Annotated in this window: 19 protein-coding genes; 11 read left to right on the forward strand and 8 right to left on the reverse strand. The window is 74.4% G+C overall.

All coding sequences use genetic code 11. From position 1 onward, the window contains the following. Nucleotides 1-27: 27 nt before the first annotated feature. Nucleotides 28-2232, reverse strand: a complete 2205-nt coding sequence (locus ACGF7U_RS00070) for a chromosome partitioning protein (RefSeq protein WP_393101866.1) — start codon at nt 2230-2232, stop codon at nt 28-30. 77 nt (nt 2233-2309) lie between these two features. After that, the gene (locus ACGF7U_RS00075; RefSeq protein WP_393101867.1) at nt 2310-3344 is read right to left on the reverse strand and encodes a hypothetical protein; all 1035 of its coding nucleotides are present in this window, start codon (nt 3342-3344) and stop codon (nt 2310-2312) included. A gap of 123 nt (nt 3345-3467) precedes the next feature. Between ACGF7U_RS00075 and ACGF7U_RS00080 the strand changes: the two genes are divergently transcribed. The 9 genes from ACGF7U_RS00080 (at nt 3468) to ACGF7U_RS00120 (ending at nt 18227) form a co-directional block, all read left to right on the forward strand. Then, entirely contained in the window at nt 3468-4754 is a 1287-nt protein-coding gene (locus ACGF7U_RS00080; protein WP_393101868.1) for an adenylosuccinate synthase, read from the forward strand. Between the two features lie 344 nt (nt 4755-5098). Beyond that, nucleotides 5099-5761 carry a VWA domain-containing protein gene (locus ACGF7U_RS00085; RefSeq protein ID WP_393101869.1) on the forward strand — a complete coding sequence of 221 codons (663 nt, stop codon included), beginning with the start codon at nt 5099-5101 and terminating at the stop codon, nt 5759-5761. 70 nt (nt 5762-5831) lie between these two features. Then, on the forward strand, nt 5832-7259 hold the full coding sequence (locus tag ACGF7U_RS00090) for a hypothetical protein (protein WP_393101870.1): 1428 nt from the start codon (nt 5832-5834) through the stop codon (nt 7257-7259). Continuing rightward, on the forward strand, nt 7259-10603 hold the full coding sequence (locus ACGF7U_RS00095) for a DEAD/DEAH box helicase (RefSeq protein WP_393101871.1): 3345 nt from the start codon (nt 7259-7261) through the stop codon (nt 10601-10603). Before ACGF7U_RS00090 ends, ACGF7U_RS00095 begins: the two co-directional genes overlap by 1 nt. Continuing rightward, nucleotides 10572-12068, forward strand: a complete 1497-nt coding sequence (locus ACGF7U_RS00100) for a hypothetical protein (RefSeq protein WP_393101872.1) — start codon at nt 10572-10574, stop codon at nt 12066-12068. Before ACGF7U_RS00095 ends, ACGF7U_RS00100 begins: the two co-directional genes overlap by 32 nt. Next, on the forward strand, nt 12068-14488 hold the full coding sequence (locus ACGF7U_RS00105; protein WP_393101873.1) for a hypothetical protein: 2421 nt from the start codon (nt 12068-12070) through the stop codon (nt 14486-14488). Before ACGF7U_RS00100 ends, ACGF7U_RS00105 begins: the two co-directional genes overlap by 1 nt. Next, the gene (locus ACGF7U_RS00110) at nt 14489-16696 is read left to right on the forward strand and encodes a DUF2357 domain-containing protein (RefSeq protein ID WP_393101874.1); all 2208 of its coding nucleotides are present in this window, start codon (nt 14489-14491) and stop codon (nt 16694-16696) included. A gap of 11 nt (nt 16697-16707) precedes the next feature. Then, on the forward strand, nt 16708-17955 hold the full coding sequence (gene purD / locus ACGF7U_RS00115; RefSeq protein ID WP_393101875.1) for a phosphoribosylamine--glycine ligase: 1248 nt from the start codon (nt 16708-16710) through the stop codon (nt 17953-17955). A 59-nt stretch (nt 17956-18014) separates the two neighbouring features. Continuing rightward, nucleotides 18015-18227, forward strand: coding sequence for a sigma factor (locus tag ACGF7U_RS00120; RefSeq protein ID WP_393101876.1), 213 nt, complete (start codon nt 18015-18017; stop codon nt 18225-18227). Here ACGF7U_RS00120 and ACGF7U_RS00125 read toward each other — a convergent pair. From ACGF7U_RS00125 to ACGF7U_RS00140, 4 genes are all read right to left on the reverse strand, one after another. Then, on the reverse strand, nt 18218-19543 hold the full coding sequence (locus ACGF7U_RS00125) for an MFS transporter (RefSeq protein ID WP_393101877.1): 1326 nt from the start codon (nt 19541-19543) through the stop codon (nt 18218-18220). The two genes, ACGF7U_RS00120 and ACGF7U_RS00125, sit on opposite strands and share 10 nt — an antisense overlap. A 102-nt stretch (nt 19544-19645) precedes the next feature. Then, nucleotides 19646-21208: an AMP-binding protein gene (locus tag ACGF7U_RS00130; protein WP_393101878.1), complete on the reverse strand. Its 1563-nt coding sequence runs from the start codon at nt 21206-21208 to the stop codon at nt 19646-19648. A gap of 225 nt (nt 21209-21433) precedes the next feature. Beyond that, nucleotides 21434-22648 (reverse strand): acyl-CoA dehydrogenase family protein, encoded by a 1215-nt coding sequence (locus ACGF7U_RS00135; RefSeq protein WP_393101879.1) that lies wholly within the window; start codon nt 22646-22648, stop codon nt 21434-21436. Between the two features lies 1 nt (nt 22649). Next, nucleotides 22650-23102 carry an SCP2 sterol-binding domain-containing protein gene (locus ACGF7U_RS00140; protein WP_393101880.1) on the reverse strand — a complete coding sequence of 151 codons (453 nt, stop codon included), beginning with the start codon at nt 23100-23102 and terminating at the stop codon, nt 22650-22652. A 68-nt stretch (nt 23103-23170) separates the two neighbouring features. Here ACGF7U_RS00140 and ACGF7U_RS00145 point away from each other — a divergent pair, with 68 nt between their 5' ends. After that, the gene (locus ACGF7U_RS00145; RefSeq protein ID WP_393101881.1) at nt 23171-23806 is read left to right on the forward strand and encodes a TetR/AcrR family transcriptional regulator; all 636 of its coding nucleotides are present in this window, start codon (nt 23171-23173) and stop codon (nt 23804-23806) included. 83 nt (nt 23807-23889) lie between these two features. On the opposite strand, the gene ACGF7U_RS00150 is transcribed toward ACGF7U_RS00145, so the two are convergent. Further along, nucleotides 23890-24531 (reverse strand): DedA family protein, encoded by a 642-nt coding sequence (locus ACGF7U_RS00150; RefSeq protein ID WP_393102865.1) that lies wholly within the window; start codon nt 24529-24531, stop codon nt 23890-23892. A 138-nt stretch (nt 24532-24669) separates the two neighbouring features. Next, nucleotides 24670-25563, reverse strand: coding sequence for an NAD(P)-dependent oxidoreductase (locus ACGF7U_RS00155; protein WP_393101882.1), 894 nt, complete (start codon nt 25561-25563; stop codon nt 24670-24672). An 89-nt stretch (nt 25564-25652) separates the two neighbouring features. On the opposite strand from ACGF7U_RS00155, the gene ACGF7U_RS00160 reads away from it, so the two are divergent. Continuing rightward, on the forward strand, nt 25653-26270 hold the full coding sequence (locus ACGF7U_RS00160) for a TetR/AcrR family transcriptional regulator (RefSeq protein WP_393101883.1): 618 nt from the start codon (nt 25653-25655) through the stop codon (nt 26268-26270). The last annotated feature ends 25 nt before the right edge of the window (nt 26271-26295 follow it).

A 26295-nucleotide genomic window follows, 5' to 3' on the forward strand; every position in this document is an offset into this window, starting at 1 on the left:
GGGCCGGCCGTCGAGCTGTTCCGGCCCCTACAACCCCTCGGCGACGGCGGCGGCGATCTTCAGCCAGGCGTCCCGGGTGGCCGAGGAGAGGGCCGCGTACCGGATCGGCTCGCCGGTGTCGATGAGCCGCTCGTACGGGGCGAGCAGCACCGCGCGGGTGCGGGCCGCGAAGTGCTCCTGGATCGCCGGCAGGTCGATCTCCTTGCGCGAGGGCGGCATGGAGACCACGGTGACCGCCTGGCGGACCAGCCGCTGCCGGCCGCTCTGCTCCAGGTGGTCCAGCATCCGGGCGGCCGTCTCCGCCGAGTCGTTCCGGGCCGACATGGTGACCACCAACTGGTCCGTGGCGTCCATCGCGGCCTGCCAGTTCTGGGCGCGCACGTTGTTGCCGGTGTCCACGAAGATCAGCTTGTAGAACCGGCTCACCACCTCGCGGATCTCGGCGAACGCGGCGGCGGTGAGCATCTCGCCGCCGGTGGCCGACTCGTCCGAGGCGAGGACGTCGAACATCCCCTCGCCCTGCGACCGGACGTACTGCGACAGGTCGCCGACCCGCCCGTGCCCCTGGAACTGGCCCAGGTCACGCAGCATGTCGCGGACCGTGCGGGCGTGGAAGTCCTGCTGGGCGCGCATGCCCAGGGTGCCCTGGGTCTCGTTGTTGTCCCAGGCCAGCACGTATCCGCCGCGCTTCTGACCGAAGGTCATGGCGAGCAGCAGGATGGCCACCGTCTTGCCGGCGCCACCCTTCGGGTTGACCACGGTCACCTGACGCAGGCCGCCGAAGTTGCGGCGGACCATCTCGATGTCGCGCCTGAGTTCCTGCTCGTGCCGTCCCGGTGGGAGCCGCAGCCCGATCTTGTTGGCCACCGCCCGTACGCCCATGCTGGCGACCGGGTCGGCCGGGCGGACCTGCCGGCGCCGGGCGAAGTCCTCGGCGGTCGGCGCCGCGGCGGCATCGGGACGCCAGCTCGGGTCCGGGTAGGCGGGCGGCGGCTGGGGCACTCCCACCGCCGGCTGGGGCACCCCCACCGCCGGCTGGGGCACCCCCACCGCCGGCTGGTACGCCTGCGGCGGTGCCGGCGTGCCGCCCGGCTGCCAGGGCGGCGGGTACCAGCCGGACTGCGGTGGGTACGGCCCGGACTGCGGTGGGTACGGCCCGGGCGGCGTCGGGGCGGCCTGCGGTGGTGCGGCCTGCTGCGGCGGTGCCGGGGCGTGCTGCTGGGGGCCGGGTGGCGGCGGGCCGAACTGCGGCGGCACACCGCCAGAGGTCGGCTGTGGTCCCGGGCCGGACGCCTGCGGTGTCTCCGGGCCGGTCCCCGGCCGCGCCGGCCCCGGGCCGCCGGTGGCCGGAGGTGTCGAACCGGTGGCCGGCTCCGCGCCGGCCGCCCCGGTCCGTTGCGGTGGCTGGGCCCACGGCGATTCGGCCCCGCGTGAGCCGCCGACCGCGGCCCTGCCGCTGGCGGTGGTCGGCGCAGCGCCGCCGACCGTAGCCCGGCCGCTGGCCGAGGACGGGGTGCCCGGCGGGGTGGTGCCGCTGGCCCGGGACGGGGCGGCCTCGTCCGGAGCGGGCGCCGGGCCGTCGGCGTCCGGGCGCGCGCCCTGCGACGTGCGGTCCGTCGGGTCGCCACCGCCGGCGGCAAGCGCGTCGGGACCCGGCGCGGGCCCGGCCGACGCGATGGCCGGGGCCGGCTGGTCGAGGGTGAAGGGCAGGTCGAGGTCGACCCGGGGCGCCGGCACCGCTGGCGGCGTGCCACCCGTCGCGGCGTCCGGGGTGGCGGTCGCGGCGGCTGCGCCGGCCGGCGTGCCGCTGGCGTCGGTGGTCGGCCGCGCAGCCGGGCCGGCTGCGGGCGGGACCGTCGGTCCGGTCGCCGGGTTTGGTGGCGCGTGCACCACCGGGGGCGTCCAGCCCTGCGCGGGTGGGGTGGGAGCCCAGGACGAAGCGCCGGGCTGGCCGGTCATCGCCCAACCGCCGGCAGCGGGCACCCCGCCGGTGAGCGACGGGTAGTCGGCGGGCGAGGGCGGCGCGGCCGGCGGCTGGCCGGTCGCCGGTCGGGGCACCGGAGGCGGGGCGGCGGGCGGCGGTGCGCCGGTCGACGGGTCCACGGCCCACGGCGGCGTGCCGACGCCCGGCCCACCGTCGATCTGGTCCGGCGGCCAGAGTGGTTCGATGTCCCGCTCCGGCACTGGCTGCTGGCCGGGCACGTGGGCCCGGTCGGCGTTGTTGTCCACCACGGTTCCTCCCCATTCCTCCTGCCGAGGATAGGCCCACGGGCCGAACGGGGTCGGGGTGCCGCGAGGGGACGTCGAGGTCAGCCCGCCCAGACCGCCCAGGCGCCCGGCTCGGTCCACCAGGACCGCTTTCGGTTCAGTTCGCCCTCGACACCGTCGTCGAGGTACGGGAGCTTCTCGTCCCGGGGGAGCACGGAAACGGCCCGCCCGCGGGCCCGGCGTACCTCCAGCCGCACCCGCTTGCGGCCGAACGCCGACCGGGCGACCACCGGCACCGCGACCGCCACCTCGACCCGCCCGTCGGTCGGATCCGGCGGGCTGAGCAGCGCCACGTCGTCCAGCCGGGCGTAGCCGCCCGCGTTGCCGATCGCGCAGGCCAGCAGCGGCTCCTCGCCGGTGGAGAGGACCACGTCGTCCACCTCCACCCGGCCTCGCCAGTGCAGCGGGCGGCCGTTGTCGTCGGCGGCGCCCATCAGCGCGCCGTCCAGGGTCACCGAGCCGCCGTCGTTGCGTAGCAGGTCCAGCCGGCGGGCCGTGCCGTCCAGCACGGCGGCGGCCACCGCCGCCGGGTCGCGGGGCAACCCGAGCTGCGCCGCCAGGTCACGGTGCGTGGTGCTCCGGGCCGGATCGAGCGGGAGTACGCCGATCGGCGGCAGGTCCGGCACAGTCCGGTTGCCGGGCAGGTCGTCGGGGCGGCGGCTGGGCGGTGGGGCGTACCGCCGGACGAGCCGGCGCACGACGGCGCGCAACTGGGCGTCGCTGGCCGTGGCGACCACGAGTCGGGTCTTGGAGTCCGGGTCGGGCCAGGTGAGGCCGTCGGGGCGGGGCGGCCCGTCGAACCGGGCCAGCACCTCGTCGATCTCGGCGTCCGAGCGGGCCGTGACCGTCTCCACCCGGGCGCCCCGGGCGGTGAGCGCGTCCGCGCAGGCCAGCACCGGTACGCGTGGGGTGTCGCAGCGCTCCCCGGCCTCGGTTCCGTCGGTCGCGCAGGCGTCAGGCGTCCCGGCGTCGGCCTCGTGCGCCGTAGCGCCGCCGCAGCAGGCGCCGCCGCTGCCGCAGGCCCCGCCGGGCGCGTCGCGCTCCGAGCCGAGGGTGAGCAGCACCACGTCGTACACGGAAACGGCCTCCTGCCTCTCGACGCGACCCCTGCCGGCCGCGCCGTCACTACTTGTTAGCCTGACACCCCGGGCTCGCTGACCGGTCGCCACCTGGCACCCGAGCCTTCTGGAGGCGAGAAGATGCCAGCGATCGTGCTCCTCGGCGCCCAGTGGGGCGACGAGGGCAAGGGCAAGGTTACCGACCTGCTGGGTGAGCGGGTCGACTACGTCGTGCGCTACTCCGGCGGCAACAACGCCGGCCACACGGTGATCACCCCGGACGGCCAGAAGTACGCGCTGCACCTGATGCCGTCGGGCGCCCTCTCACCGAGCGCGATGATCGTCATCGGCAACGGTGTGGTGGTCGACCCGAAGGTGCTGCTGGCCGAGATCGACGGCCTCGCCGAGCGGGGCGTGGACGTCAGCCGGCTGCGGATCTCCGGCGACGCGCACCTGATCATGCCGCACCACCGGGCGCTGGACCGGGTGGTCGAGCGCTACCTCGGCAGCGCCCGCATCGGCACCACCGGGCGCGGCATCGGCCCCGCGTACGGCGACAAGGTCGCCCGGATGGGCATCCGGCTGCAGGACCTGCTCGACCCGGGCATCCTGCGCAAGAAGCTGGAGCTGGCGCTGCGCGAGAAGAACCAGCTCCTGTTCAAGGTCTACAACCGCAAGGCGATCGACGTCGACGCGACGATCGAGGAGTACCTGGAGTACGCGGAGCGGCTGAAGCCGTACATCGCCGAGACGCGGGTCATGCTCTGGGACGCGCTGGACCGCGGCGAGACGGTCCTGCTGGAGGGCGCCCAGGCCACCATGCTCGACATGGACCACGGCACGTACCCCTTCGTAACCTCGTCGAACCCGACGGCCGGCGGGGCCTGCGTGGGTGCCGGCATCCCGCCGACGGCGATCAGCAAGGTGATCGCGGTCAGCAAGGCGTACACGACGCGGGTCGGCTCCGGGCCGTTCCCGACGGAGCTCTTCGACGACAACGGTCAGCACCTGCGCAAGATCGGTCACGAGTACGGCACCACCACGGGCCGGGAGCGCCGCTGCGGCTGGTTCGACGCCGTCGTCGCCCGGTACGCCTGCCGCCTCAACGGCGTCACCGACCTGGTGGTCACCAAGCTGGACGTGCTCACCGGCCTGGCCAAGGTGCCGATCTGCGTCGGCTACGAGATCAACGGCGAGCGCTTCGACGACATGCCGATGACCCAGACCGACTTCCACCACGCGACTCCGATCTACGAGGAGCTCGACGGCTGGTGGGAGGACATCACCAAGGCCCGGACCGAGGACGACCTCCCGGAGAACGCCCGCCGCTACATCGCCCGCATCGAGGAACTCTGCGGCACCCGGGTGAGCGTGGTGGGCGTGGGCCCCGGCCGGGACGAGAACGTCCTCCGCCACCCCCTCCTCTGATCCTTCACCCGTCCCCTCGCCGGTGAGCTGCCGGCGGTTCGGCTCGGAACCGCCGGCAGCTCACGGGAGCGTCTCCGGCTCCCGGTCCGGCGGTGCGTTGGTGTCGGAAGGCTGCGGCATGGTCGGCTGGGCCACCCAGAACGGCGCCCTACCACCTTTCGTGCCGTCCTGTCCGTCCTCGTGCTCGTGCTGACGCAATGACGACAGTCGGTCGATTTGTCGTTGACACGATCGATCGGCTTCGCGATCCTGTCGTGTTGCTTTCGCCCGAGTTCACCGGAGGACAGACTGTGATCGGCGAAGAATCGACGCGATCGAACGAGCCGCCGGCCGCCGAGCCGATCATGAATCTCCGGCCCCGGTCGTCCACGCCCCGTCCGCTTCCGGTGCTGGTCCTCGCCGACGCCAGCGGCAGCATGGCCGAGGACGACAAGATCGGCGTCCTGAACCGCAGCATCGCCACGATGTTCCGGGACTTCGCCGCCCAGGACTCCCCGCGCGGGCTGATCCACGTCGCGGCCATCGTGTTCGCCGGCGAGGAGGCGCACCTGCACCAGCCGATGACACCGGCGCCCTCGGCGGCCTGGACGGACCTGCGGCCGTTCGGTCGCACGCCGATCGGCGCCGCGCTCTCGCTGGCCACCGACCTGCTCGCGGACGACGGGGTCGTCCCCGCCCGCGCGCTCACGCCGACGGTGATCCTGGTGTCCGACGGCAGGCCCACGGACGACTGGCAGCCGGGCATGGAGAGGTTCCTCGACTCCAGGCGCGGTCGGGCGGCCCTGCGGATCGCCGTCGGGATCGGTCAGGACATCGACGACGAGGCGCAGCACGTACTGGAGACCTTCGTCGCCAACCCCGCGCTGCCGGTCTTCCGGGCGGAGGACGTCAACCGCATCCCGCAGTTCTTCCGCTGGGTGACCATGCGGGTCACCGAGCGGGTCCACAGCGTCAAGCCGGACACCATCCCGCCGCTGGATCCTGAGGAACTACAGGACCTGATCTGACCCCGGCTCACCCCTGCCGGCGTCCGCGCGGCGCGCTCAGCGCCGCGCCGCCGGATCCGAAGGAGCAGCGATGGAATCGACCGTACGCGACGTGCGGGGTCGGACACTGCCGCTGGCCGAGCGGCTCGGGCACGGCGCGGAAGGGGTGGTCAACCGGGTCCGGGACAGCCCGTTGGCGGTCAAGCGCCTCTTCCTCCGGGGGCCTCGCTCCCACCACGCGGCCCTGCTCGACGAGCGACTCCGGGCGGTCGCCCGGATGCCGATCGAGGACCTGCCGGTCGCGCGGCCGCTCGTCATGCTCGCCGAGCCGGAGATCGGCTACGTGATGGAGCTGCTCGACGACATGGTGCCGCTGGAGAAGCAGATGCTCCCGCCGTACGAGGTGGAGCTGATCTCCTGGTACCTGGCGACCGGAGGACTGCGCCGGCGGCTGCGGGTGCTCGCGCGGCTCGCCACCACGCTCGCGGCGCTGCACGCCAGGGGCATGGTGTACGGCGATCCGTCGCCGGGCAACGTGCTGGTGTCCGAGCCGCTCGACCAGGACCAGATCTGGCTGGTCGACCCCGACAACCTCGCCGTCGAGTCCGACGGCTCGCGGCCCGCCGTCTACACCCCCGGCTACGGCGCGCCGGAACTCGTCAGCCGGGGCAGCCGGACCAGCACGCTGTCGGACGCGTTCGCCTTCGCCGTCCTGGCACACCACACCCTGTTCGTCGCGCATCCCTTCGTCGGCGACGACATCGAGGACGGGCCGGTCGAGCTGGAGGAGGCCGCCCACACGTACCGGGTGCCCTGGATCGACCACAGCCACGACCGCAGCAACACCTCGACCATGGGGCTCCCCGGCCGCGACCGGTTGCTGACCCGGACGCTGGGCGGCTACTTCCGCGCCACCTTCGAGGACGGCCTGTGTGCCCCCGTCCGGCGTCCCTCCTGCGCCGACTGGGCCACCGCCCTGTGGCAGGCGGTCGACGCCACGCTCACCTGTCGTTCCTGCAGCGGCCACCGGTTCGCGGCCCGCGCCTGTCCGTGGTGCGGCACGACGCCGGGCAACGACCTCGTCTGCCGGGTCTGGCTGCACGCCGGGCCCGACATCTTCAGCCTGGCACGGGCCTCGGACGCGGCCGACCCGGAGCGGGTGATGGGGGCACAGGGTTGGAGCATCCCGGCCGGTGAGGTCGTCGCCATCGACAGCGGGCGGCCGTTCGAGCTGACCGCCCGGCACGGCGAGATCCGCTCGGACGACCCCCACCGGCCGTTGTCCACGGTGAGTTGGGACGGCGGGCGCAGGGTCCGGGTGACGAACGTCGGGGTTCGGCCGCTGCTGTTGGTCTCCGGCGACCGGCAGGTGCAGCGGCGGCTGCCGCCCGGCCGGGACGCCGAGGTCGAGCTGCGTCCGGACGTCCCGCCGTGGCGGCTCTGTTTCACCAGCGATCCGCTCAGCCCGCACCGGCAGGTGACGTTCGATGTCGTCGGGCCGGCCGGGGCGGTGCGCTGATGTCGGGCAGGGGAGCCCGCGCGGGTCTCCTGGCGAGCGGTCTCCGGCCGTGGCAGGGGCAGGTCGTCGACCTGGAGCTGCGGACGGTGGGCTCGGAACGGCTCCCGGAGAGCATGCGCGCCACCGAGGAGGTGGTCCTGGCGCCCGGTCAGGGCGAGGCGCTGCTCGGCCGGGCGGGCGACGCCGGCGGCGGTCCGCCCCGGGCCGGTTCGGCCGCGGGTGTCGCCGTCCGGGGAAGGACCGCGCGGGACGAGGACGCGCTGGGGCTGGTGCTCGCCGCGCGACGCCGGTCGGTGGCGTGGGCGGCCCGGGTCGACCGGGACCGGCGCGGGGTCGCCGTCCGCATCCACCTGTTCGACCGGGACCTGCTCTGGGGTGAGGCCGTGCGGGTCGGCGTCGACGAGCGGACCATCGCGTACGCGCAACGGCGCAACCGGACGCTCGCCTCGGTCGAGGACGTGTGCCGGTGGCTGCGGCAGCAGTTGCTGTTGCCGCCGCTGCCGGGCGAGGCGCACCGGCGGGCCGTCGTGTCCGGGCGGACCATCGACGCCGACCGCTACACCGGGCTGCGGCTGCACGGCCTCGACGTCGACGCCGACCTGGGCCAGCACGACGGGCGCCTCCTGCTGACGAGGCTGCTCATCGCCCGTCGCCCGGCGGACGGCCGCCAACTGACGCTGCTGCGCACCGACCTCAGCTTCACCGACGACACGGCCGGGGCGCGGCTCGACGCGCACCAGCTCGGCGGCTTCGACGGCGTGACCGGCGGGGAGCGCTCCTACCTGGAGCTGTGGGAGGAGTACAACAACCAGGAGTGGGCGCGCGCCGTCCGGTTCGCGACGGACCTCGGCACCGGCCACTACACGTCCTGCGAAGCGGTCGAGGGCGGCGCGTGGCGCTTCCGGCTCGCCGCCGACCCGAAGACGCGGCGCTTCGTCGAGCAGGTCAGGGACGCCCGCGCCGACGAGCCCAACCTCGAGTTGCAGGCGTCGGAGCGGGTGCCGGCGCTCCTGCTCGGCGCCGACGAGAACGCCGGCTCGGCGCGCGGCGGTCCGACGTTCAGCGCGCCGTTGCGCTGGATCGACCGGGACAGCATGCAGCTCGAGCTCGTGACCCGGCTGGGCCACCGCGACGACGTGGCCCCGCCGCCCAGCGGTCACCTGCACTACGCCTACCGGGGCAGCGAGGTCAGCAAGCAGCGCCGGGAACACGCGCGGGACCGGATCGCGCGCGGGCAGGCCGAGATGAAGGGGCTGGGTCTGCTCATCAACGGGGCCGTCCCGCCGGACACCCGCCCGCTCGGCCACGAGGCGATGTCGGCGGCGACCAGGGACGTGTTCCGGCCGGGCCGCCCGACCGAGAAGCAGCAGGAAGCGATCCGCATCGCGCTGAACACCACGGGCATCGTGCTGATCCAGGGCCCACCCGGCACCGGGAAGACGCAGGTGATCACGGCGCTGCAACAGCGGCTGGCCGAGGTCGACGAGCTGGTCTGCACGGTGGGGCGGAACACCCTGCTGACGACGTACCAGCACGACGCCCTGGACCACGTCCTCGCCAAGACGAGCGTCTACGACCTGCCGGGGGTCAAGGTGGACGCCCGCAAGCGGGGCACGGTCCGGACCGCGGAACGCTGGCGGCGGCAGTTGCTGGGCCGGCTCAACGAGGACCTGGCGGGGCGTCCCGAGAGCGCCCGGCGGCGTCGACTGGGGGCCGTGCAGACGCTGGTCGCCTCGTACCTCGTCGCGCCCCCTCCGCTGGAGGCTACCGTCGGCCTGCTCCGTCAGGTCGAACAGCTCGCCGAGGGGGAGGTCGGCCTGGCGGTGCGGGACCGGGTGGCGACGGTCCGGAGCCAACTGGAGCTGGCCCTGGAGACCCCGCTGGTCGACCCGGTCCGGGCCGGCCGGCTCCGCCGGCTCGTCCGTGGCCTGCGGGAGACACCGGCGGGCTTCGCCGACGACGGCCCGTACGGCTGCCGGCGGGTGCTCGACCAGCTCGGTGGCGGCGAGCTGCTCGACGCGGCCGGAGCCGACCTGCTCGCCCGGGCCGCCGCCTGGACCGGCGGGGCCGCGCCGGGCTTCCTCGACGACCTGCGCGCGCTGCGGCGCCGCCTGTTGAACCTGCTCGCCGGCACCGGCGGTCCGGTCGCCGCTCCGGGCCTGAACCCGCTGGTCCGGGACGCGCTGCTGGAGTTGTCGGCCGAGGCGGAGCAGCGGTTGCACGACTCGCGTGACGGCCGGGACGCGGTTCTCGCCGACTACGTCGACGTCTTCGAGCATGATCCGGAGCGGGTCTACGAAGCCGTGCACGCCTACGCGCCGGTCCTCGCCGCCACCTGTCAGCAGGTGGACTCAGCCCAGATGCGGGAGCTGGCGGCGGAGGGGAGGCTGTCGTTCGACACGGTGATCATCGACGAGGCGGCCCGGGCCAATCCGCTCGACCTGATGATCCCGATGGCCTGTGCCCGGAAACGCATCGTGCTCGTCGGTGACCAGGCGCAGCTGCCCCACACGGTCGAGCGGGAGCTCGTCGACGTCCTGCGGCGCCAGCGGCCCGGCGACGAGCGGCTGGCGACCGATCTCGGTCGCAGCCTGTTCGAGCGACTGTTCGAGCTGCTGGAGCGGAAGGCCGACCGGACCGTCCGGTTGGACGTGCAGTACCGGATGCACCCCGAACTCGGCCGGCTGGTCAGCACCGTGTTCTACGGCGGCCCGGACAGGATCCAGGCCGGCAGGTCGGCGGACGAGCTGAGCCACTCGCTGCACCCGTACCAGGGACTGGTCGGCGTCTGGCGGCACGTGCCGTTCGAGGCCGCCGCCGAGGAGCGGGTCCGCACCTCGTGGCGGCGGCCGCTGGAGGCCAAGGTGGTCGCGGCCGAGCTGGGGCGGCTCGCCGAGCAGGACCCGACCCTTACCTTCGGGGTGATCGCCTTCCACCGCCCACAGGTCGACCAGATCTGGGCGGAGCTGGTGCTGGCCGGCCTCGCCCTCAGGGACGGCGACGACTACCGGCCGATCCCGGAGCTGGAGTTCAACGCCGCGGGCGAGGAACGGCTGCGGGTCGGCACGGTCGACGCGTTCCAGGGCAAGGAGTTCGACGTCGTGCTGCTCTCCACCACGAGGAGCAACGACATGCCGACCACCCCCGGGCAGCACTGGCGCAGGTACGGCCACCTGATGCTCGTCAACCGGCTCTGCGTGGCGCTGAGCCGCCAACGGAGGTTGCTCATCGCGGTGGGTGACAGCGAGATGTTCCTCCGGGGCGCCGCCCCGGAACAGCTTGAGGGATTGACGGCCTTCCGGGAGTTGTGCCATGGACAGTTCGGTCGCCACCTTCCGGTCTGACCTGCCGGTCGTCGACATGGTCCGGCGGATCCCCGACGTGACGCACCGGTGGATCCTCTGGCCGGCCTGGCAGTACCGCATCTGCGCGCCCGTCGCCGAGCAGGACGAGCTGAACCTGTTCCAGCGCGGTGTGCTGGGGCTGTGCCGGGTCGGCGTCCGGCACACCGAGCAGATCGCCGCCGCGATGCGCCTGCACCCCTCCCTGGTGCGGGTGGTGGTCGGCGAGCTGACGCGGTTCGGTTACCTGGACGAGATCCGTCAGGTCACCGAGGCCGGCCGGGAGGCGTTCGTCACCGGCGAGGTCGATCCGCAGGACACCCAGGTCGCGTACGTCTTCCAGGACGTCTTCTCGCAGACCCTGTGGCCGGGGGCGGAGGTGGCGCCGCGGTACGCGGACCTCGCCTGGGACCAGGGCGGCCCGTTCCTGCGCAGCGGCAGCAAGGGCAGTCCCGGGCCACCGCGCCGGCTGGTGCCGGTGCACCTGCCGGACGGCCTGGCGCCGCAGCCGCCGGACGCGGTGACGATCCTCGACGCGGTACGGCGCCGCCGCGTGCGCCGCCCGGAGGGTCAGGCGCCGCCGCGGGCCATCCGGCGGGTGTCCATCGTGGACCCGGCACCCGCGACGGTGTGGCTGGCCACCTGCCTCTACGTCAACAACCCGGGCGAGGACGAGGTGTGGCAGGCGCGCGATCCGTTCGGCCCGCGGGCGAGCCCGCTGCTGCGGAGTTTCGTGGTGTCGCGCACCGACCACGACCAGGGGCTCAAGCAGGTCCTCGCCGACCTCATCAGCGGCACCGCGGAGAAGCGGGCCGTCGACCTCTACGAGGCGGACCTCGGGGTCCGCCGTGACGTCGAGGCGCAGTTGGAGCTGCGGTTCGGCCTGCGGGCCGCCGACGACCCGGACCTGTGCCGGCTGATGGTGGTGGTGGAGGCCGCCTACCTGCGCAGCGGGAAGGGACGGGGCAGGGCGGCCAACGAGCACACCCTCACCTACTCCGCCCGCACCATCGAGCTGCTGCTGCGCAGGATGGTCGCCGAGTACCGACCGGACAGCCAGGTGATGGCGGAACTCCGGCGCAACGAGACCCTGCGCCGCAGGACCCTGGACACCGTCTGCCGGACCATCGGGTTCGGGCGGCCCGGGCGGCTCGCCTCGGTGTCGTGGCACGACATCGAGGAGGCGTTCGCCGGCAAGGGCCACGTCAACCGCCACGCCCTGCTCGCCACGGCGGTGCTGAGCGTGCTCGACGGCCGGCCCGGGCACCCCCTGGCCCGCCTCGGCCAACGGCAACCGGGCTTCGTCGACGCCTGGGACCTGCTCGGCAACCTGCGCAACGACGGCTCCCACGCGGCCATCTCCGACCCGACGCCCGACGAGGTCGAGTGGAGTCGCGATCTCGCCCACGACATGGTCGACGCCTATCTCAGCTCCCTGCCCGCCCGCAGCGAAGGAACCCCAACCTGATGTCGAAGCGCAGGTCGTCCCGCACCCCCCAGCGCAAGGCCACCCCGGCACGATCCCCTGGCGTACCGTCCCCGCGCGGCGGGACGGCCACCGAGCCGGCCCCCGCCGGAACGACCGATCGCGCCATCGAGCAGGCGTTCGAGCGGGCCGAGGAGGTCGAGGCGCTCGCCGCCGCGGAGGGCCTGGACGTGGACGACGCCGGCCCGGACGGTGGCGGCGCGCCGGAGGACGGGGCGGCCGACGGGCGGACGCTCGCCCGGGCGCTGGCCGAGGTGCGGCGGCAGCAGAAGGTGTACGCCGAGGCCGCCCGGTCCGCCGCCCGGCGCATCGAGGAGGCCGAGGACCGGCTCGCCGACCTGCACCGCAGGGAGACGGCCCTCGCCGAGGCGGAAGCCGAGGCCCGGCGCCTGGCCACCACCCTCGACGACCGTGAGCGGGGGCTGCGGGAGCGCGAGGAGTCGATCCGCGACCGGGAGCTGGACGCGGAGGCCGGCTTCCGGGAGTACGGGGCGCAGGCCCGGGCCCGGCTCGACGCCGAGCTGGCGGAGCTGGTGGCCCGGCTCGAGGCCGAGGAGCGGGAGCATCGTGACCGCCGGGACCGGGAGCGCAGGCAGCACCGGGAGTCGTTGGACGCCGAGCGGGCAGCCCTGGAGCAGGAGCTGGCCGGTCGACGCAAGCGGGCCGAGGACGAAGCGGCCGAACTGGAACGGCAGTGGGCGTTGCTGCGCGCCGACCGCCGCGAGGTCGAGAGCGCCCGCCGCGAGGTCGAGGAACAGTCGGAGACGGTACGGCTGGCGGTCGAGTCGCAGTCGGCCCGCCGGGTCGCCGAGCTGGAGTTCAGGCTGCGCGCCGACGCGGAGCGCCTCGCCGCCGCCCACGCCGAGGTCGAGCGTCAGCGTGGCCTCATCGAGCAGCAGCGCCGTGACCTGGACCTGCTCGGGCAGCACAGCCCGGAGGCGTCGGCCCGGCGTCTCCAGGAGCTGGAGAGCGCGAACCAGCGGCTCCGCGACGAGCTGGCCCGCCGGCCCGACGAGGAGGACGTGCTGCACCTGCGGCGGACCGCGGACGAGCACCGCCGCTGCGCGCAGCGCGTGACCGAGCTGCGGTTGGAGCAGCAGCGGCTGCTCGGCGAGGTGCAGGCCTCGCGCGTGGCCGTCGCCGAGGTCGAGCTGCTTCGCGACACCCAGCTGGCGTACCAGGGGGTGATCAACGGCTATCAGGCCACCATCGAGGAGCTGCACCAGCGGTACGACTCGCTGAGCAGGCAGGCCGAGCGGGAGACCGCGTTCCGGGGCTGCGACGAGATGGACCGGGATCCGGAGCTGAACAACGCCCGCGACCTGGAGGACGTGGGCGAGCCGGACCTCGCCGAGTTCGCGTTCGAGGTGCGCCGGACCATGTGGCACCAGGATCCGGCCGACCGGCTCGCGTACTCGGCGCAGGACGTCCGGTCGTTCCTGGGCGGACTGGCGATGAGTCGCCTGCACCTGCTCGAAGGACTCAGCGGGATCGGCAAGACCAGCCTGCCGCGGGCGTTCGCCCGGGCGATCGGCGCCGGTCACCGGGTGGTGGAGGTCCAGGCGGGCTGGCGTGACCGGCAGGACCTGCTCGGGCACTACAACACCTTCGAGCGGCGGTTCCACGAGTCGGCCTTCCTCAAGGCCCTCTACGAGGCGCAGTGCCCCCACTACGCCGAGGTTCCCTACTTCATCGTGCTCGACGAGATGAACCTGTCGCACCCGGAGCAGTACTTCGCCGACGCGCTGTCGAAGCTGGAGAACCCCCGCGGCGCCGCGTTCGACCTGTTGCCGAGCGGCAGTGGGCGAGCGCCACGGCGGCTGCTGACCGACGAGCCGGACGGCGAGTGGCGGATCGCGCTGCCGGAGAACGTCTGGTTCGTCGGCACCGCCAACAACGACGAGACGACCGTGCGGTTCGCCGACAAGACCTACGACCGCGCGTACGTGCTGGAACTGCCGGCGCAGCGGCCCTGGATCGACGAGCCCGCGCCGACCGCCCAGCCGGTCGTCACGCTCGCCGGGCTCCGGAAGGCGTTCGGCCGGGCCCGGCGCACGTTCCGGGAGCAGCCGGGCGCCGTGTGGCGGTTCCTCGAGGGAGACCTCAAGACGCTGCTCGCCGAGGAGTGCCACCTCGGTTGGGGGTCCCGGCTCAGGCGCCAGATCGACGCGTACGTGCCGGTGGTCTGCGCGGCCGGGGGCACCGTGGGTGAGGCGGCGGACCGGCTGCTCGCCACCAAGGTCCTGCACAAGATCGAGCATCACTACGAGATCAGCGCCGAGACGCTCGACCGGGTGCGGGAGGCGGTGTCGGTCGCCTGGCACGCCCACGGCCTGGACGGCGAACCGGTCGCCGTCGACACGGTGTTGGACCGGGCGATCCGCCGCCGGGGACGGGGCTGAATGAGCGGCGTCGAGTGGTACGACCGGCTCACCGGCCGCCGGCTGCCGGCCCTGCCGGTCGGGCCCGCGCCGGCCGGGCGGTACCTGCTGCACACCGCGCCGGCGGGCGCGACGCTCGACGGCCGTCCGGTGGGGCCCGGCGACTACCTGGTGCCGGTCACCGGTGAACGCTGGTCGCTGCGGCTTCCGGCCGACCCGTCGGGCGCCCCGCCCACCGGGCGGGGCACACCGGCGCCGGGGGAGACGGTCGTCGGGCAGTTGCGGCCGCACGGCGAGTCGGAACCGCTCGTGGTGGACACCATCCTGACCATCTCCGGTCGGCTCGCGTCGATCGCCGCGGGTGGCGGGACCGCCGAGGACTGGGCCGAGCAGTCCCCGCTGATCGCCGAGCCGCGCGAGCGGCTGAACCCGAGCCGACTCGACGAGGAGATCCGTTCCGGCCTGAACGCCCTGGTCGCGGTCGGGCGGAGTCCGGCGGACCGGTTGCGCGTCCTGCGGGAGGTCACCCGGGTCGACCGGGCCGCTCGGATCGCCACCACGGCCACCGCCCACCTGTCGCAGCACAGCGAGTACTGGCAGGTGCGGACCGTCCGCGGGGTGGTCCCGTCGCACATCCTGGCGCTGCGCTTCGACGACGACATCGACCTCTACGAGAATCGGCTCGCCGGCCGGCTGGTGGAACGGCTGGCGGTCTACCTGGCGTCGCGCATCCGCGAGGTGGAGGACATCGCCCGCCTGGTCGCGCGGCTGGTCGACCACCGGCACGTCGAACGGCCCTCGTGGCGCAACGCGTTCCGGTTCGCGCTCCTGCTTGAGGAGATGGCCGCCGACTCGGACCGGGTGATCGCGGAGGCGACCGCGTTCGGCGCCGTGCTGCGGCAGTGGTGGGGGCAGGTCCACGCCCTGCGCGGGTCACGCCTGGTGAAGGGCGTCAACCGCCACGCGCACCTGCCGGTCACGCTGCAGCGGACCAATCTCGTCAACAACGACGACCGGTACCGCCGGGTCGGCCGGCTCTGGACCGCCTGGACGGACGAGGTGCACGCGCGGAGCACGGACCGGTCGCGGCACCAGCGGTTCGCGGTGGGCTTCGAGCGGTACTGCGCACTGCTGGTCCTGCGGGCCTGCGAGTACCTGCGGATGGAGGTGGGCCGGGCGCCGGCCCCGGACCGGTCCGGCCCGGCGGTCCCCCTGCACCGCGACGACGTGACCTACCACCTGGGTTGGGGCCCGGACGGCGTGCTCCTGCTCGTCGAGCGGGAGCCCGGAGTCGAGCGGCCACTCGTCCGGTTCGTCCCGCTGCCGCACGCGCTCACCAGTCCGGGAGGGGCGGCCGCCGCCCTGCTGGACGACCTGCCGCCGACGGACGTGACGACCGTTCTCCTCTATCCCGGTACCGCGGAGGAGCGGGCGGTGCTTCCGGTCGCCACCCGGTTGCGGGCGTTCTGGGCCGGCTTCCAGCGAGCCGCCGGAGCGGCCGCCCCGCCCGGTCCGCTCTGCGTGCCGGTGAGCCCGCTGGAGTCCGACTCCCTGGAGCGGGTCGCCCGGGCGTTGCGGTGGACCGTCGACGTACCCCGGCTGCTGGCGTACCCGCCGGTGGTCCCGGTGCCGGACGCGGCGGTGGAACCGGTGACGGCCGCGTCGACCTGGCTGCGCGTGGTGGACGGGCGGCTCCTCGCCGTACGGCCGCCCCGGGCCGACGAGTTCGAGGCCGTCCGGGCCGCGCTGCGCCAGTGGGCGGCCCGGGAGGCCCGCCGGGGCAGCCAGGTGCCCGTGGTGGACGTCGAGCACCGGCTGGTCACGGCCGCTGCGGCGCTGACCCGGCTCGCCACCTGCCCCACCTGCGGGACGGTGGCCGGCGGTCACGACTTCACCGCCTGGCAGGGGCGCACCTTCCACGTCACCTGCGGCCCCTGCGGCACCGAGTGGGGGGTGAACGCCTGCGGGGAGTGCCAGGGCCGGTATCCCGTGCTCTGGTACGGCTCAACCCACCTCCCCGGCGGCGACGGCGACGCGCTCGACCTGTCGCACGGCAACGACGTGTTGAGCGTCCCGTGTTGGCTGCCGAGCGAGCGGAGGCTCTTCGTCTGCCCGCACTGCGGCCACTGCGGTCGGCACTTCGCGGCGGGCGAGGCCGGCTGCGCACGGGGGTGCGGTCCGCAGAGCCGGTCGGGGCCGAAGCGGGAGGCACCCGGCCGGCGCGCGTAGGATCTCGGGTCGTGCGCGTACTTCTCTTGGGTGGCGGCGGGCGGGAGCACGCGCTCGCGCTCGGCCTGGCCGCCGATCCCGCCGTCGACCAGCTGATCGCCGCGCCGGGGAACCCCGGCATCGCGGGGGTCGCCGAGTTGCGGTCGGTGGATCCGGCAGACCCGGCGGCCGTCGCCGCGCTGGCCGTGGAGACCGGGGTCGACCTGGTGGTGATCGGGCCGGAGGCGCCGCTGGTGGCCGGGGTCGCCGACGCCGTACGCGCCAAGGGGATCGCCGCCTTCGGGCCGTCCGGCGAGGCCGCCCGGCTGGAGGGCTCGAAGGCGTTCGCCAAGGACGTGATGACCGCCGCCGGCGTGCCGACCGCCCGCGCGTACACCTGCACGGACGCGGAGAGCACCGGCCGGGCGCTGGACGAGTTCGGCGCGCCGTACGTGGTGAAGAACGACGGGCTCGCCGCCGGCAAGGGCGTCGTGGTGACCGACGACCGCGCCGCCGCGCTGCGGCACGCCGAGGAGTGCGGCCGGGTCGTCGTGGAGGAATACCTGGCCGGCCCCGAGGTCTCCCTCTTCGTGGTCACCGACGGCGAGGCGGCGGTGCCGCTGCTGCCGGCGCAGGACTTCAAGCGGGTCGGCGACGGCGACACCGGCCCGAACACCGGCGGCATGGGGGCGTACGCGCCGCTGCCCTGGGCGCCGCCCGGCCTGGTCGACGAGGTCATGCGCGACGTCGTCCACCCCACCCTGGCCGAGATGGCGCGCCGCGGCGCGCCGTTCGCCGGCCTGCTCTACGTCGGGCTGGCGATCACCGCCGACGGCCCCCGGGTGATCGAGTTCAACGCCCGCTTCGGCGACCCGGAGACGCAGGTCGTGCTCGCGCTGCTGGAGACCCCGCTCGCCGGGCTGCTGCACGCCGCCGCCACCGGCACGCTGGCCGCGCACCCGCCGCTGCGCTGGCGCGACGGGGCAGCCGTCACCGTCGTGGTCGCCGCCGAGGGTTACCCGGCCGCCCCGCGTACCGGCGGCGTGATCTCCGGGGCCGAGGGGCCGGGGATCATCCACGCCGGCACCCGACGGCACGACGACGGGACACTGCGCTCCGCCGGTGGCCGGGTCGTCTGCGCCACCGGCACCGGCCCCGACCTGGCCGCCGCGCGCGAGGCCGCCTACGAGCTGGTACGCGGCGTCGACCTGCCCGGCTCGCACCACCGCAGCGACATCGCCTCCGCCGCCGTCGAGGGCCGGATCACGATTCCGGGCTGACCGGGCAACCTCCACCCTCCCGGCCTCCGTTTGAGCGGTGAGGCGAGGAGGTGGCGGGATTGCCTGCCGACATCGAGAGTTACCGCGAGTACGTCGGGGCGAGGCTGGAGCCGCTGCGCCGCACGGCGTACCTGCTCTGCGGCGACTGGCACACGGCCGACGACCTGGTGTCGACGGCGCTGGTCAAGCTGCTGCGGCACTGGCGACGGGTGTCCGCCATGGCGCACCTGACCGCCATCGCCACCACGCCCGGATTCACGCTCTACCCCTGATCCGGCGGGTCCCGGTGCGCCGAGGGCGCCCACTGCTCGCCGAGCGGGAGCGGGCCCTCTACCCGGCCCGACGTGCCGCCGGCCGGGGCGGGCGGGTGGCGGGGCGGCTCGTCCAGCGCCCGCAGCACCGGCAGCGGCGCGGCGACCAGCGCCGCCACCAGCAGCGCCCCGGCGAGCAGCAGGAACGCCGGGCGCAGCCCGAGCCACTCCACCAACGGCCCGGCGAGCAGATAGCCCGCCGGGCCGGCGGCGTACGTGAAGGAGGTCATCACCCCGACCACCCGGCCGCGCAGCCGCTCCGGGGTGCGGGTCTGCATGGCGTAGTTGGCCAGCGGATTGACCGGCCCGTACGCGAGCCCGATCACGGCGGCGAAGCCGAGCATGGCCGGGTACGGCGGCAGGGTGGCCAGCCCGACGAGGGCCACCCCGGTGACGACGAGGGCGATCACCATCAGCGTGCGCCGCCGGATGCGTCGTCCCGCCATGCCGGAGGCGAGCGCCCCGACCACCGCTCCGGCGCTCATCGCCATCAGGATCGCGCCGAGCCGGGCCGGCTCGCCCTGGGCGACGAACCACGCCGGCAGCAGCACGCCCTCGACCGGCAGGTAGAGCGCGACCAGCACCATCGTGATCAACGCGATGGTCCGCAGCAGCCGGTCCCGCCAGACGAACCGCAGCCCCTCGGCGGTGCCGGCCCACAGGCCGGCCGGGGGGCGTTCCGGGCGGCCGGCCCCGGGCAGCCGGACGGCGGCGATCAGCGCGACGGCCAGCGCGAAGCCGGCGGCGGTGACCCAGAGCGTCGGGCCGGGCCCGATCGCGGCGATGAGCACGCCGCCGACGCCGGGCCCGATCAGGAAGGCGAGGCCCCAGACCGCCTCGTGGATGCCGTTGGCCCGCTCGATCCGCCATCGGGCGGCCTGTGCGGCGGCCGGCAGCAGGGTCTCCCGGGCGGTCAGCCCGGCCGGGTCGAAGACGGCGCCGAGCGCGGCCAGCGCCACGATCCAGCCGAGGTTCAGCCCGACCAGGGCGTCCAGCGCCGGGATCGCGGCGACCGAGACGGCGGAGAGCGCGTCGGAGGCCAGGGCCGTACGCCGCCGGCCCAGCAGGTCCACGACGGTGCCGGAGACGAGACTCGACAGCAGCAGCGGCAGCGCGGTGGCCGCCGCGACCACGCCGGCCGCGGTGGCGCTGCCGGTGCGCTCCAGCACCAGCCAGGGCAGGGCCACGGTGGCCACCCCGTTGCCGATGCCGGAGAGCAGGGTCGCCGCCTCTACCAGGAGCAGCGGCGTGCGGCGGCGGGGCCCGGACCTGATCATCGTGCTGCCAGCCTAGAGTCCGCCGGCGGGGGCGCGAAACGGAACGGCCGCCCTCGGCCCGCCGGGCCCGGGGCGACCCGCCGCCCGGCTCCGGGCCGCCGGTCAGGCGTAGTAGCGGCGTAGCTCGCGGGTGAGCACCTTGCCGGTGGCGTTGCGCGGCAGGTACCTGACGAAGACGACGTCGCGGGGCACCGAGAAGCGGGCCAGGTAGTGCCGGACGTACTCGCGGACCGCCTCCGGATCGAGCGTCTCGCCGGGGTGCAGGGCGAGGAACGCGGCGAGCCGCTGCCCGTAGTCGGGGTCGGGCACGCCGATCACGGCGGCCTCGCGCACCTGCGGCAGCCCGGCGAGCAGGTCCTCCACCTCGGACGGGAAGACGTTCTCCCCGCCCGAGACGATCATGTCGTCCGCCCGGCCGTCGACGAAGAGCAACCCGTCGGCGTTGACCCGGCCCAGGTCGCCGGTGTCGAGCAGGCCGTCGCGGCGTTCCCGGGTGGCGCCGGAGGTGTATCCCTCGAAGAGCATCTCGTTGCCGACGAAGATCCGGCCGACCCGCCCGTCGGGCACCGGCTCGCCGGCCGCGTCGAGGATCGCCAGGCGGGTGCCGTGCGGCGGTCGGCCGGCGGTGGTGGGTGCCGCGCGCAGGTCGGCGGGGCCGGCGATGGAGGCCCACGAGACCTCGGTGGAGCCGTACAGGTTGTAGAGCACGTCGCCGTAGACGTCCATGAACCGCGGGGCGAGGCCGCCGGGGAGCGCGGATCCGCTGACCGCGACCACCTTCAGCGGGGGCCGCGGGTCCGGCGGCGGCATCTCCAGCAGCCGCTGCAGCATCACCGGCACGGCGAAGAGAGCGTCGCAGCGCTGCTCCGTCAGGGCGGCGAGCGTGGCGGCCGGGTCGAACCGGCGCTGCAGCACGATCGTGGCCCGCAGGGCGAAGCACACCTGGAGGGCCGCGAACCCCCAGGTGTGGAAGATCGGCGCGGCGATCAGCACCCGGTTCCCGGCGTGCAGGGGGATGCGGTCGATGATGGAGACCAGCGGCCCGAATCCGTGCGGCGTCGGGCGTCGGGCGCCCTTCGGGGCGCCGGTGGTGCCGGAGGTGAGCACGATGATCCTGCCGTCGCGTTCCGGCGGACGCAGCGCGCCGGGCGACGCGCCGGTCACCAGTTCCTCCCGGCCGCGCTCGTCGAGCCGGTGCACCTCGGCGGGGAGGCCGACGATCCGCTCGGCGAACTCGGCGTCGTGCACCAGCGCCCGCAGCCGCTGCTCCTCCGCCACCGTGGCGAGCTGCGCGGCGGAGAGCCCGGTGTTGACGAGCACCGCGTCCGCGCCGAGCAGGATGGCGGCCACGATCGTCTCGATCAGGCCGTGGTGGTTGCGGCAGAGCACACCGACCCGGTCGCCGGTCTGCACGCCGAGCGCCGCCCGCATCGCCCGAGCCAGCCGCTCGGCCCGGTCCAGCAGCTCGGCGTACGTCAGCTCGGCGCCCCCCTCGTCGATCACCACGGTCCGGTCGGGGTTACGGGCGGCGGCCTGGCGCAGCTCCCCGCCGAGGCTCAGGCCCCACTTGCGCAGCGCGCCGAGCTGGGCGGCGATGCGGGACGGCCGGCCGGGGGTGAGTAACCCGCGCCGGGTCAGGGTGGCGATGACGAACGGCAGGTCCATGACGTGGCCTCCTCGTGCGGTGCGCGGAGGGCCCCGCTCGGGGGCCCGCCGCGGGCGATCACTTCGATCACGCGCCGGGGCTGGTCGGGGTGCTGCGGTCGTTCGGGCCGGAAGGCGGCCCTCGGGGGTGCTGCGGTCGTCTGGGCCGCCGGCCGGCGGCCCCTGAGGGGAGGGTTGCGGTCGTCCGGGCCGCCGGTCGACGGCCCGGACGGGCGGGGTGCGGGGTCAGCGGATCTGGACGCCGGAGATGGCGCGCGAGATGACCAGTCGCTGGATCTCGGAGGTGCCCTCGAAAATGGTGTAGATCTTGGCGTCCCGGTACCAGCGCTCGACCGGGTGGTCCCGCAGGAACCCGGCCCCGCCGAGCAGTTGCACGGCCTTCTCGGTCACGGAGACGGCCACCTCGCCGGCCTTCAGCTTGGACATCGAGCCCTCGCCGGCCGTGAAGGGCCGGTTGTTGCGACCCATCCAGGAGGCCCGCCAGACCAGCAGCCGGGCGGCGTCGATCTCCGTCTTCATGTCGGCCAGCGCGAACGCGACCGCCTGGTTCTCGATGATCGGCCGGCCGAACTGGACCCGGTCCTTCGCGTAGTCCAGGGCGTACTCGTAGGCGGCCCGGGCCACGCCGAGTGCCTGCGCGCCGACCGTGGGCCGGGACAGCTCGAAGGTGCGCATCGCCGCCTGGCCGGAGGCGCGCTGGCCGGAGCGGGCCCGCGCCAACCGCTCGTCCAGGGCGTCCCTGCCGCCGAGCAGGCAGCGCCCCGGCACGCGTACGTCGTCGAGGAAGACGTCGGCGGTGTGCGACGCGCGCAGGCCCAGCTTGCGCAGCTTGCGGGTCGCGGTGAGCCCCTCGGTGCCCGGCGGTACGACGAACGCCGCCTGCCCACGGGAGCCGAGCGTCGGGTCGACCGAGGCGGTGACCACGTGCACCCCGGCGATCCCGCCGTTGGTGGCGTACGCCTTCTGCCCGCTGAGCACCCACTCGTCGGACGCCTCGTCGTAGACGGCGCGGGTGCGCATCGCCCCGACGTCGGAGCCGGCCTCGGGCTCGGTGGTGCAGAACGCGGCGACGGCCGGTTCGTCGACGGTGCCGAAGCACTGCGGCACCCACTCGACCAGCTGGTCCGGGGTGCCGGCGCCGTAGATGGCGGCCACCGCGAGGGAGGTGCCGAAGATGCCCAGCCCGATGCCGGCGTCACCCCAGAAGAGTTCCTCGCTGGCGATCGGGAGGGAGAGGCCGGTGGGGTCGGCCCAGCAGGTGGCGAGGAACTCGAAGCCGTACAGGCCGACCTTCGCCGCCTCCTGGATGATCGGCCAGGGAGTCTCCTCCCGGGCGTCCCACTCGGCCGCGGCCGGGCGCACGACCTCGGCGGCGAAGCCGTGCACCCAGTCGCGCAGATCCCGCTGTTCCTCGTTCAGGTCGAGCGAGAACTCGGCCATGTCAGGCCTTGGGGATGTCGAACAGGTTGGCGATGTTGGCGGCCAGGCCCAGGTCGCCCTTGGCCTTCAGCTTGCCGGTCATGAACATCATGACGGGGTTGGCCCCGCCGGAGACGATCTTCAGGAACTCGACCGGGCCCATGGTCAGGCTCAGCTTCGGGTCGTGCTGCGGGCCCTCGTTGACGGTGCACGCGCCGTCGGCGATGACCACCTCGTAGGTGTCGGTGCCGCCGTCGGGACGGCCGGTGATGTTCCAGTGGATGACCGCGTTGGTCGAGCCCGCCCGGTCGGCGCGGAAGAGCTGCGGCATCCGGCCGAAGACCTCACCCAGGATCTTGCCGCGCAGGTCGCCGGACATGACCTCGGCGATCTTGTCGTCCGGGGTGGACTTGACCAGCTGGGCGAACTCCTTGGGGCCGACGTTCGCGAAGTTGGCCGGGTCGAAGTCAGTCATGGGGCTGCACCTTCCGGGAATTGGCTACTCGTGCGTAACCCTACGCACGAGTAGGTATGCTCGCAAGGGTGTCCACCCCACCCACCTTCAAGCGCCTCCCCCGCGCCGTACGCGAGCAGCAGATGCTCGACGCGGCCGTGAAAGTGTTCTCCCGCCGGGGGTTCCACGCGGCCAGCATGGACGAGATCGCCGAGGACGCCGGCATCTCCAAGCCGATGGTCTACGCGTACCTCGGCACGAAGGAGGAGCTCTTCGTCGCCTGCCTGCACCGCGAGGGCACCCGGATGATGCAGGCCATCGCCGGGGCGGCCGCCCCCGGGCTGTCGGCCGACGAGCGGCTGTGGCGCGGTCTGCGGGCGTTCTTCGGCTTCGTCGGGGCGCACCGGGACGGGTGGGCGGTGCTCTACCGGCAGGCCCGCGGCGAGCAGCCGTTCGCCGGCGAGCTGGCGGGCATGCGCGCCCGGCTGGTAGACGTGGTCGCCGGGATGCTCGACCACGCCCTGCGGGCCCAGGGGCGCGAGGTGGGCGAGACCGACCTGGAGGTCGTCGCGTACGCCCTGGTGGGGGCGACCGAGTCCCTGGCGGACTGGCTCGCCGACCACCCGGAGGCCGACCCGGAGAAGACCGCGACCCGGATGATGAACGTGGCCTGGCTGGGGGCCGGGCAGCTGCTGGCCGGCGCCACCTGGCGACCCGGGACCTGAGGCGCCCCGCCGACGCCTCCGGTGGGTGCGGGCCCCTGCCCCGCGCGGGCGGCGGAACCCCGCGCGGGCGGCGGGGGACGGGGTCACCGCCGCAGCTCCACCGGCTGGCGGGCCGGCCCGGCGGCGGCCGCCCGGCGACGGGCCAGCAGCCAGCGGGCCACCTCCACCACCAGGGTCACCGTCAGGGCGAGGCCGAGGCCGAGCAGCAGCCCCCGGATCGGATCCTGCTCGAAGGCGAGCCCGCCGAGGTAGCCGACCAGCGCCGAGTAGATCCCCCACGAGCCGGCGGCGAGCGCGTCGAAGGCGAGGAAGCGCCGCCGGGGGAAGCGGGTCGCCCCCATGGTCATGGTGACGGCGGTCCGGCCGCCCGGGACGTACCGGGCGACGGTGAGGACCAGCCCGCCCCGGACGGCGATCCCGCGCCGCGCCCACTCGTAGGCGGCCCGCCGTCGCCCGCCGTCGGGCAGGCGGGCGAGCAGGCGACCGCCGCCGTGCCGGCCGATGGCGTACGAGACGTGGTCGCCGACCAGCGCGCCGGCGGCCGCGACCACGATCACGGCCAGCAGGTCGGGTTGACCGGTCGCCGCGAACACGCCGGCGGTGATCACGGCCGTCTCGCTCGGCACCGCCGGGAAGAAGCCGTCGATCACCGCGATCGCGAAGAGCGCCAGGTAGACCCAGGGCGAGGACATCGTCTGGTGGAGCAGGTCGAGCACCGAATCCATGATCTCGATGCTGGTGCCGGGGACCGGTCCCGCCATCGCCCGGTGGTCACCCCGCGCCTACGACTTAAGTCGTGCCCGACCCGGAGGAGCGTCCGGGTCGGGCACGGGCCGGTGTCAGGGTCCCGGCGGGCGGCGGTGTCAGGGCCGGGTGCCGCGGCCGGCCACGGCCGTACCGGCCGGGAACACCTCGACCAGGCTCGTGAGGCTCTGGTCGGCACGGCCGTCCGCCATGCCCCGGCGGAAGGCGTCGAGCACCGCGGCCGGCAGCGTGGTGTCGACGCCGGCCGCCCGGACGGTGTCCAGGACGTGTTCGACGCTGGCGATGCCCATCGCCAGCCGGTCCACTTCGCCCCGGTGGTCGCCCGCGTCGATGCGGGGGGTGTAGAACTCCAGGAACCGGGCCACGTCGGCCGTCTTCCGCGCGATGGGTAGGAACTCCGTGGCGGTGATGCCATGGGCTCGCGCCACCGTCACCGTGTGCAGCCAGCTCACCATGATGGTCCAGAACAGGTTCATCCCGAGCTGGTAGTACAGCGCCGCCAGTCCCGGATCCTCGCCCAGGTAGTCGACGCCCGTCAGCACCTCCAGGGCCTCCCGGTGAGCTGCGAGCGCGTCGGCCGGTCCGCTGTAGTACGTGCTGGACTCCGGGACCCCGATGCCGGACGGTGGAACCTGCACGCCACCGGTCAACTGCCGGGCGCCGTGTCCGGCGAGCCAGGTCGCCGCCTCCCGGGCCCGATCGGGAGTGTCCGAGCTGAGGTTGGCGATCACCCGACCCGGCAACTCGGCCGTGGCACCGCCGAGGATCTCGTACATCGCGTCGTAGTCGGTGAGGCTCAGCACCACCAGTTCGTTGGCGGTCAGCGCCTCGTTCACGGTCGCCGCCCGGCGGGCACCCCTGCCCACCAGTTCGTCGGCCCTGGCCGCGGTCCGGTTCCACAGCGTGACCTCGTATCCCCGGTCCAGGAACGCGCTCACCATCGCCCGGCCCATCGGCCCGAGGCCGATGACGGTCACTGCGCGGTCAGTCATGAAGATCCTCCTCTAGAACGAACGCTCTATCTAGTGAGAGGACGTTAGCACGGCACTAGAGCGAACGTTCTATCCGGTAGCCTGGCGGCATGAAGACGTCCGTGCGGCAGTCCGCGACCCCGGAGGGCGGCCTCGGCACCCGGGACCGGATCGTGCGGGTCGCCTCCCGGTTGATGCAGCGCCAGGGCTTCGACGGCACCGGCATCAAGCAGATCTCGGTCGAGGCCGGGGCGACCCTGGGGTCGGTCTACCACTTCTTCCCGGGGGGCAAGCAGGAGTTGGCCGTGGCCGCCATCCGCCACGGCGACCAGGAGTTCGCCGACCTGCTCCGGGTGATCCTCGACCAGGTCGCGGACCCGGCCGAGGCGGTGGTCGCCTGTGCCCGCGACCTCGCCGAGGGGCTGCGCGACTCCGACTGGGCCGAGGGCTGCCCGGTCACCGCCACCGCCCTCGGCACGGCGAGCCGGGCGCCGGACATCCAGCGTGCCGCCGCGGAGGCGTTCGCGCACTGGCGGCTGCTGGTCGCGGACAAGCTCCGCCGCGCCGGTGTCGCGGAGGACGACGCGGAGGCGTTGGCCCACACGGTGATCTCCACGCTGGAGGGCGCCGAACTCGCGGCCCAGGTCTCCCGCAGCGACAGGCCGCTGCTGACGGCCGGCCGGCACCTGGCCCAGCTGATCAACCTGCACCGGTCGCCGGGTGTCTGAGCGGAGCGGGCCGCGCGGACACCCG

Origin of the sequence: Micromonospora sp. NPDC047670 (assembly GCF_043204915.1) — a bacterium.
Classification (GTDB): Bacteria; Actinomycetota; Actinomycetes; order Mycobacteriales; family Micromonosporaceae; genus Micromonospora.